The 8,247-nt window shown below is 38.1% G+C and carries 11 protein-coding genes; 9 read left to right on the top strand and 2 right to left on the bottom strand.

The annotated features are described in order from the left end of the window. Window positions 1-169: 169 nt before the first annotated feature. From WMO75_RS17930 to WMO75_RS17900, 7 genes are all read left to right on the top strand, one after another. The gene (locus WMO75_RS17930; RefSeq protein WP_349078654.1) at window positions 170-595 is read left to right on the top strand and encodes a GNAT family N-acetyltransferase; all 426 of its coding nucleotides are present in this window, start codon (window positions 170-172) and stop codon (window positions 593-595) included. Further along, the gene (locus WMO75_RS17925; protein WP_330427714.1) at window positions 558-941 is read left to right on the top strand and encodes an SDR family oxidoreductase; all 384 of its coding nucleotides are present in this window, start codon (window positions 558-560) and stop codon (window positions 939-941) included. Before WMO75_RS17930 ends, WMO75_RS17925 begins: the two co-directional genes overlap by 38 nt. A gap of 335 nt (window positions 942-1,276) precedes the next feature. Beyond that, the gene (locus WMO75_RS17920; protein WP_022213243.1) at window positions 1,277-1,741 is read left to right on the top strand and encodes a DUF4869 domain-containing protein; all 465 of its coding nucleotides are present in this window, start codon (window positions 1,277-1,279) and stop codon (window positions 1,739-1,741) included. Next, window positions 1,719-2,699, top strand: coding sequence for a P-loop NTPase family protein (locus WMO75_RS17915; protein ID WP_173738214.1), 981 nt, complete (start codon window positions 1,719-1,721; stop codon window positions 2,697-2,699). Before WMO75_RS17920 ends, WMO75_RS17915 begins: the two co-directional genes overlap by 23 nt. A gap of 631 nt (window positions 2,700-3,330) precedes the next feature. Then, complete coding sequence (locus WMO75_RS17910; RefSeq protein WP_349078652.1) at window positions 3,331-3,741, top strand: peptide deformylase; 411 nt, start codon at window positions 3,331-3,333, stop codon at window positions 3,739-3,741. Between the two features lie 22 nt (window positions 3,742-3,763). After that, a complete protein-coding gene (locus WMO75_RS17905; protein ID WP_349078651.1) occupies window positions 3,764-4,366 on the top strand; it encodes a class I SAM-dependent methyltransferase in 603 nt (200 codons plus the stop codon). A gap of 61 nt (window positions 4,367-4,427) precedes the next feature. Then, window positions 4,428-4,811 carry a hypothetical protein gene (locus WMO75_RS17900; RefSeq protein WP_147399635.1) on the top strand — a complete coding sequence of 128 codons (384 nt, stop codon included), beginning with the start codon at window positions 4,428-4,430 and terminating at the stop codon, window positions 4,809-4,811. Window positions 4,812-4,936: 125 nt separating this feature from the next. On the opposite strand, the gene WMO75_RS17895 is transcribed toward WMO75_RS17900, so the two are convergent. After that, complete coding sequence (locus tag WMO75_RS17895) at window positions 4,937-6,217, bottom strand: O-acetylhomoserine aminocarboxypropyltransferase/cysteine synthase family protein (RefSeq protein WP_022214262.1); 1,281 nt, start codon at window positions 6,215-6,217, stop codon at window positions 4,937-4,939. A gap of 272 nt (window positions 6,218-6,489) precedes the next feature. Here WMO75_RS17895 and WMO75_RS17890 point away from each other — a divergent pair, with 272 nt between their 5' ends. Together WMO75_RS17890 and WMO75_RS17885 are read left to right on the top strand one after the other, a co-directional pair. Next, a complete protein-coding gene (locus WMO75_RS17890) occupies window positions 6,490-6,711 on the top strand; it encodes a hypothetical protein (RefSeq protein WP_022214261.1) in 222 nt (73 codons plus the stop codon). Window positions 6,712-6,720: 9 nt separating this feature from the next. Further along, a complete protein-coding gene (locus WMO75_RS17885) occupies window positions 6,721-7,260 on the top strand; it encodes a hypothetical protein (RefSeq protein WP_118252590.1) in 540 nt (179 codons plus the stop codon). Window positions 7,261-7,350: 90 nt separating this feature from the next. Here the strand turns inward: WMO75_RS17885 and WMO75_RS17880 are convergent. After that, a partial coding sequence (locus tag WMO75_RS17880; RefSeq protein WP_349078650.1) for a transposase occupies window positions 7,351-8,247 on the bottom strand: 897 nt, incomplete at its 5' end.

Here is an 8,247-nt window from a genome sequence, read left to right as displayed (position 1 = left end):
AACGAGAATGCGACACGCAGTTATTCAAGAAAAGGGACTAACAGTCCGGCAGAAAGGAAATGGAAGCGATATTGCTTAGGGATAAAAGATGGACTGAGCCTAAAAAGTACGGTAAAATCAGTATTAGAAATGAAGCTCTGAAATCGAGAGCTGATGGAGGATAGTCGTTATGATCAGAAAGATGCAGAACCCAGATATTAATAGAGTTGCTGACATATGGTTAAAGACAAATTTAAAAGCACATGATTTTATTCCTGAGCAATATTGGACAAGTAATTATGAATTAGTGAAGGAAATGATGTCACAAGCGGAAGTCTATGTGTATGAAGATAATAAAATGATTCAGGGATTTGTAGGACTAAGTAACGAATACATTGAAGGGATTTTTGTTTCTAATGAAATGCAGTCATGTGGTATAGGTAAACTTTTATTAGACTATATCAAGAATAAAAAAATTAGGTTACGATTAAACGTATACCAGAAGAATGCCAGAGCTCTCTCTTTTTACCAAAGAGAAGGGTTCGATATTCAATGTGAAGGTTTAGATGAAGCTACTGGTGAAAAAGAATACACAATGTTGTGGCAACAGAAATAGAAAGCGGATTTTGGGGGAGAATTTTATATGGAGTTACACTGCAGCCAAGGGTGGGATTTCAGCATTAACGCATGCGTTGGCAGTCAGTCTTGCAGGAAGAGTACGAGTCAATTCAATCTCTCCGGGATGGATAGATACTGACTTTACCGAATATACAGGAGCAGATGCAGTGCAGCAGCCGGTTCATCGTGTCGGAAATCCCATGGATATTGCCAATATGGTACTGTTTCTTTGCTCTGAAAAAGCAGGCTTTATCACAGGTGAAAACATCTGTATTGATGGTGGCATGACAAAACAAATGATTTACCATGGTGATTGTGGTTGGAGATTTGATGTGGTGATGTGAATATTAAAAAAACATAATAGAAAGATATATAATGCGATATTAGAAATAAAATTTCGGAAACAGGCGTATAAAACTTGAAAAATGGAAATATTACTCATATATAAAGAGAAATGAGATAGAATCTGGAAAATTGAACTTTTCATGAAAGATAAAAATCGTTATAATTAGAATATGTGTAAGGGACAGAATTGGCTTGAATATACATCAATAATGGTGCGTAAACAGTTATATATTTAACTAAAGGATAAAACGCGCAGATTTCAAAAGTGAGTAAAATCAATTATAGAGATGGATATTGATAAACAATATATTAAGAACAGAGAGGTCGTGATAGAATGTTAAAAATATGGTACTATGCCAATATCGAATACATGAAAGATGCACCTTCGTATTTTGATAATGTATATGAAGATGAATGGATTGAAGATAGTTTTGTAAAAGAAATGATTCAGGATGTGGATCATTGCACAGTTATCAGTTCACATGTTATTGACAGTCCTATACTGGGAGCCATAACGCCACGCGAATTGTCTGGTGGTGTGAAAGTTTTGATTCTTATGTTGAAGGATGATTCTTTTATTTACAACATGTCTAATTGTGGAGATAACTGCGCAAAATGGATTTTAAAGATTGCAGAGAAAAAGGATCTGACAGTATATTTGCAACATATAATGCGGTTTGAAGGTGAATTTAAAATTCAAATTATGAATACAGGGAAGATTGTATGCAATTCTGCAGAATATGTAGAAGGATTATTGGAAGCAGAGGAGATGGAAGATGAAAGGAAGTTACTGGTTTAAGGCTAAGAGTAAAAAAGTATTATTTGAATTTTCCATTAGAAGAAATATTACCATTATAAAAGGTGACAGTGCAACAGGAAAGACTACTCTTTTACGTATTTTATATGAATACTTGAGAATTGGAAGGCAGTCAGGATATGCTGTTTCTACAAATGCATCATATTATGTATATATTCGAGATGAAGTGGGACGTGATTGGAAGGATGCATTATATCCGTTAAAAAATACAGTTATTTTTATTGAAGAAAATAATGAATTTGTATTTACAAAGGAATTTGCCAGTTATGTAAAAGAATCTGGAAATTATTTTGTTTTTGTAACTCGTGCACCATTGAAGATGCTACCTTATAGCATTCATGAAATTTATGAAATTATTACGGATGGAAAGCGTACAGATATAAAAGAATCTTATCATGAATTCAAAGAAATATATAGCAATTATCCTATTATAGAAAATAACAAAATTCAGAATGTTGTTACAGAGGATAGTAATTCAGGATATCAGTTCTGGATGCACGCATTTAAGAATAGTAATGTTACCAGTTCTAATGGAAATGGGAATCTCATTAAATGTGTAAAAGAACTGGGATTAGGAGATACATTGGTAATAGCTGATGGGGCTGCTTTTGGCTCTTTAATTGAAACTTGCATAAGTTCATTTCAGATACAAACAGAACGAAGAATTTCATTATGGCTTCCAGAATCATTTGAATATTTGATTTTGAAATCTGGTATTCTTAAGTCCGAAAAATTAATTCAGATTTTAGATAATATTCCTGAATATGTCGAATGTGAAAAATATGAAAGTTGGGAAAAGTTTTTTACAGAGATTTTGATTACGTTGACTGCGGATGGCGTTGAGAAGTATTCTAAGAACATACTGAATAGTTACTATTTGCAAGATTGGGTAGTTGATAAGATAAAAGAACAATTGCCTATAGAAGTTATAAACAAATAGGTGCCAACTTTCCTACCAACTCAGTACTTATGCAAGTTGTCTGCTGAGCGCTTACGAAATAGCAAGGCATCAGCGTTATAGACCAAATAGTATTCCATTGACGTAAAATTTATATACACAACACCTCAGTTTTGAGGCATAATGTAGAAGTAGACCATTTATAACAGATGAAAATTTAATAGAGTTACCAATTCCGCGAAAGTACGGAGTCGGTAGCCGATAGATTGATTGGCGCAGGATTTGAGCGCCATCTACACAGTGACTGGCAATCCGGTACTGAGAACTTTATTAGCTCATGCCAACAAAATGCCAACATTTATGCCTGAAACGGGAGCTTTCAAGGACGATATAAAAGCTGACAGCGAAGTGCCCACGAGAGCTAAGAAAGCCCGTAAATCAGGGGTTTTCAAAGACAGTATAAAACATAAATAGTCCCGGAGGAAGATGCCGAGTGCCTTGCTCCTAAGCGTCTGATGTGGGTTCGATTCCCGCACGGGACGTTTATCTTGAAGCGAGATTACTTTGAATGTAGAGTTTGAGGTAATTTCGCTTTTTTATATTTCTGTCATGCTTGAGAGGAAAATCTGCTATAATGATCATAATAAATACAGACAAAGGTGGAAGATGACATATGCTCAAACCAATCGTAAAAGATATATTTTTCCTGAGACGTAAAGCAGAGGAGGCTACGCGCGAGGATATACAGATAGGGATAGATCTGCAGGACACACTTCGGGCGAACAAGGAAGCGTGTGTGGGAATGGCTGCGAATATGATCGGCGTGAATAAGTGTGTGATCATTGTAAATATGGGATTTGTAGATGTGGTGATGTTTAACCCGGTTCTGATCAAAAAAGATACCCCATATGAGACAGAGGAAGGCTGCCTGTCACTTACGGGAGTACGTAAAACTACGCGCTATGAGAATATAGAAGTGGAATATCTGGATATGAACTGGAAGAAGCAGAGACAGAAACTCAGTGGCTGGACAGCACAGATCTGCCAGCATGAGCTGGATCATCTGGAAGGAATTATTATCTGATCAGAGGAAGTATATAAGCGATATGAAACAGGATAAAAACGAAACAAGATGGGATAAACTTCTGCATATTCAGACGATGGGAAGAGACGATTCTAATTCAGATCAGTACAGATATCCATATGAGCCGACACCGTATTCTGTATTGGAACGTCTGGCGAATACAGGATATATCAGAAAAAATAATACACTTCTTGATTATGGATGTGGGAAGGGGCGGGTAGATTTTTTTCTCTCATATCAGACCCGTTGCAGATCGATAGGAATAGAATACGACGAACGTATTTATCAAAAGGTCGTAGAAAACAAAGACAAAGCTGTTTCAGGCAGCAGAGTTTCGATAGAACTGGCGAATGCGGAAACTTTTGCGGTTCCGGAGAATGCAGACCGTATGTATTTCTTTAATCCGTTTTCCGTGGAAATTCTGGAGAAAGTAATGGCCAGGATCCTTGAATCTTATTATCAGAATCCCAGAGCGATTCAATTGTTTTTTTACTATCCGTCAGATGAATATATATCGTATTTGATGACGATAGATGAATTGATGTTTGTGGATGAAATTTCCTGTAACGATCTATTTCCGGGACAGGACCCAAGGGAGAGAATCGTGATTTTTGAAATGTCGTAAAAATATATAAGATCAAGGGCTGTTTATGATATAATAAATGAAAAAAGGAGCGTGAATGGAAATGAGCAAAAAACTTGAAAAACTGAGATGGCGGGCAGAAGACAGAATCTATCGAAAAGATGAATGGGTCAGACAGGACACAGATGAGCTGTTGGGACTGGAACAGAAGCTGAATGAGATGGAACTGTCAGAGAAGGATCGCAAGGTTGTGGACGATTACACCGCATGTATGGAATCCAAGCAGGACAGAATGGGATACCTTCTGTATGAGGCTGGAATGAAAGATGCCAGACGCAAAATGCGAATCCGTAAAGCTGTCTGCAGAATATCTTTCGCAGCTGCAGTAGCTGCAATCCTCGTGATCTGGCATGAGAAGACATTGGATAAATTGCAGGAAATACTTCACATGCTGCATTGGGAAATGGATGAGGATGAACAGGAATAATTTTTCTGGAATCAACTAAAAAATCTATAAACAGAAACAAAAGATGGAACTGTATCAGAATGATAATTCAAATGATAACAGTTCCATCTTTTTATTTAAGAAAATAAATGTTTTACGTGAAACATTTAAATTGCTTCGAGTGCCTGGGCAATATCTGCGATCAGATCGTTTTTGTCCTCAAGACCACAGGAAATACGGATCAGTCCAGCTGGAATTCCCGCAGCGGCAAGCTGCTCGTCGTTCATCTGTCTGTGAGTGGAAGTAGCAGGATTCAGACAGCATGTTCTTGCATCTGCAACGTGAGTTTCGATTGCTGCAAGTTTCAGATTCTTCATGAATTTTTCTGCGGCAGCACGACCGCCTTTTAATTCGAAGGAAACAACACCGCATCCTCCGTTTGGAAGATATTTTTTTGCGATCTCGTAATATTTATTGGATGGAAGAGTGGGATAATTTACAAACTCTACTTTGTCATGCTTTTCAAGGAATTCTGCAACAGCCTGTCCGTTTTCGACATGACGTGGCATACGGACATGAAGAGATTCCAGACCAAGATTCAGAATGAAGGCGCTCTGTGGTGACTGAGCACAACCGAGATCACGCATCAGCTGGGAAGTACATTTAGTGATGAATGCGCCTTCTTTGCCAAATTTCTCGGCGTATGTAATTCCGTGATAAGATTCATCTGGAGTACAGAGCCCAGGGAATTTGTCAGCGTGAGCCATCCAGTCAAATTTACCGGCATCAATGATCGCGCCGCCAAGTGCGGCTCCATGACCATCCATATATTTGGTTGTAGAATGAGTTACGATATCAGCACCCCATTCGATCGGACGTAAATTTACCGGTGTTGGGAAAGTATTATCTACGATAAGCGGTACACCATGAGCATGAGCAGCTTTGGCGAATTTTTCAATATCCAGAACCGTAAGCGCCGGGTTTGCAATAGATTCTCCGAAAACTGCTTTTGTATTTTCTTTGAAAGCTGCATTCAGTTCTTCCTTAGTGCAGTCCGGATCGACAAAAGTCACATCTACACCCATTTTTTTCATTGTGACGGCAAGCAGATTATAGGTTCCACCATAAATGGAAGAGGAAGAAACAACGTGACTTCCTGCTTCACAGATATTAAAGATCGCAAAGAAGTTTGCTGCCTGTCCGGAAGAAGTCAGCATTCCGGCGGTACCGCCTTCGAGAGCTGCAATCTTGGCTGCAACATAATCGTTTGTGGGATTCTGAAGTCTTGAGTAAAAATAGCCTTCTGCTTCAAGATCAAAAAGTTTCCCCATGTCTTCACTGGTATCATATTTGTAGGTGGTTGACTGGTAAATAGGAATTTGCCGTGGTTCTCCATTTCCAGGTGTATAACCAGCCTGAACACATTTGGTGTTGATAGAATAGTCCATAAATTTTCCCTGCCTTTACATTGTATATAGTATCTTTTATGTTATACCCTTTTTACATAGATGTAAAGGTAAAATACATACTTGATAAGTATGAAATGTATGATATGTAATTGTCCGTAGTAACTTGGTTGTGAATGGTGCCTGTGAAAAGCTGCCAGCAAAGTATAAGGGATGCTTGCACATTTGTCGGGAAAAACGAATAAATATATGCTATAATAAGTGCAGCTACAGTGAGAGTATACGCAAATAATAACTGGACAAGGAGGATGATTATGGCAAAAATCGTAAAAATTGGTTCATCGGAAAACAAAGATAAACGTCTTTTGCAACTTACAAATAATCTCAATACATTGAAGGCATCTCTTGCAAATATGATTGAGCAATATGAAAATGAAGGCGCAGAAGAGAAAAAACTGGATACTATGACAGAAGCTCTGGATGCCTTAGAAGACGCGTATGATGCCCTAAATGACATTTTGCTGGAGGAAAGGTAAATAATATAGATGAGCTATATAACAACGTATACAAGGCGGCATTTTGACCCTGTAAATCCTGATCCCGATCTGATCTGTATCGAGGATATTGCCCATGCTTTGCCTATGATCTGCCGGGGGAATGGACATGTCACTACATTCTGGTCAGTAGGAGAACATTGTATCTGCTGTGCAAAAGAAGCAAATGCAAGAGGATTGTCGAAACGTCTGGTGCTGGCGTGCCTTTTACACGATGCCAGTGAATGTTATATGTCAGATGTGCCAAGACCTTTAAAGCAGGAGATGTCCGCATATAGAAAAATAGAGGACGATTTACTGAAAGTGATATACGGTAAATTCCTCGGAACACCACTTACACCAGAGGAAGAAACACAGATCAAAATAATAGATGATGATCTATTGTGGTACGATCTGGAAACACTTTTGGATGAAAAACAGGAGACAGAAAAGCCGAAACTGCACATAGATCTGGATTATACGGTGCGGCCGTTTAAAGTAGTGGAAGAAGAATATCTTGAAATTTTTAAAATGTTTCACGTGAAACATTGAAGTGGCTGTGATAAAATTAAATCACAGTAAACAGTAACTCATATACTTATACTAAACTATAAATGAGTAAATTTGAAAAATTGCACAAAACTACCCTGCTAATTTTATAAATGAGTCAAAATCATCGCTTTCCTTTGCACATTGGAAAAGATATCGATACTTTTCCAATTGAACAATGCCGCAGATCTTGTGATATCCGGTCTCGAAAGAGCAGAACTCACCAGTTCCTGCTATACACATGAAATGTGCCAGTGACATAAGCAGCCAATACCTTTTGATCCTCTGTGCAGAACACAGCTGATAGCCGTCCAGTGCCATTTTATCCTTACACTGGCGGAAAAATATTTCAATTGACCATCGGTACACATAATATTTTCGCTTTTTGACTGTCGCAAGGTCAAATCCATTATGTGTAACGGACAATTCGGCAGCCAGTTCGCTGAGTTCCTTTTTCATTCCTGATGGATACAGCAGACGGTTTGTTTTCAAAGCACCAATGGTATGGAACCCTTTCTGCGCAAAGGTATTGATTATTTTTTCTGAAACATACCAGCAGTCACAAAGGAGATAAGACATTACTAGTGGAGCAGGCAGTTCCTTTGCGATGTTTTGAACAATGTCAATTTTAGAAATTGATTTATTGTACATTACAAAAGCATAATTCAGGACAATGCCATTGCAGGAAAGCATAACAGCAACTGCCTGATGTCCATAATCTTGTTTTTTCTTTAAATGAGACTGGTGAAAGTACGCATCTTCAATTGGATGTAATGCCCGCGACAAAGGCTTAGTCTTTGAAGCTATCGTATCATCCACAATGCAGAAAACAGGATTTCTGGTACGTGCAGCTTCTGAATAAATAATCTCAATAACAGCTTGTTTTAATGCATCTGAAAGTAATGGATCATTCCATTTCCCGGAATTAAGGAAATGAGCGATCGTAGTTCTGTGGCAGGAGCTGTTTTTAGCAAAATCCGTGGTTTTTCC

It is taken from the genome of Blautia intestinihominis (genome assembly GCF_040096655.1).
GTDB classification, from domain to species: Bacteria; Bacillota; Clostridia; order Lachnospirales; family Lachnospiraceae; genus Blautia_A; species Blautia_A intestinihominis.
Note: the sequence above shows the minus strand (reverse complement) of the source record. Positions and strands in the feature narration are given on the sequence as shown.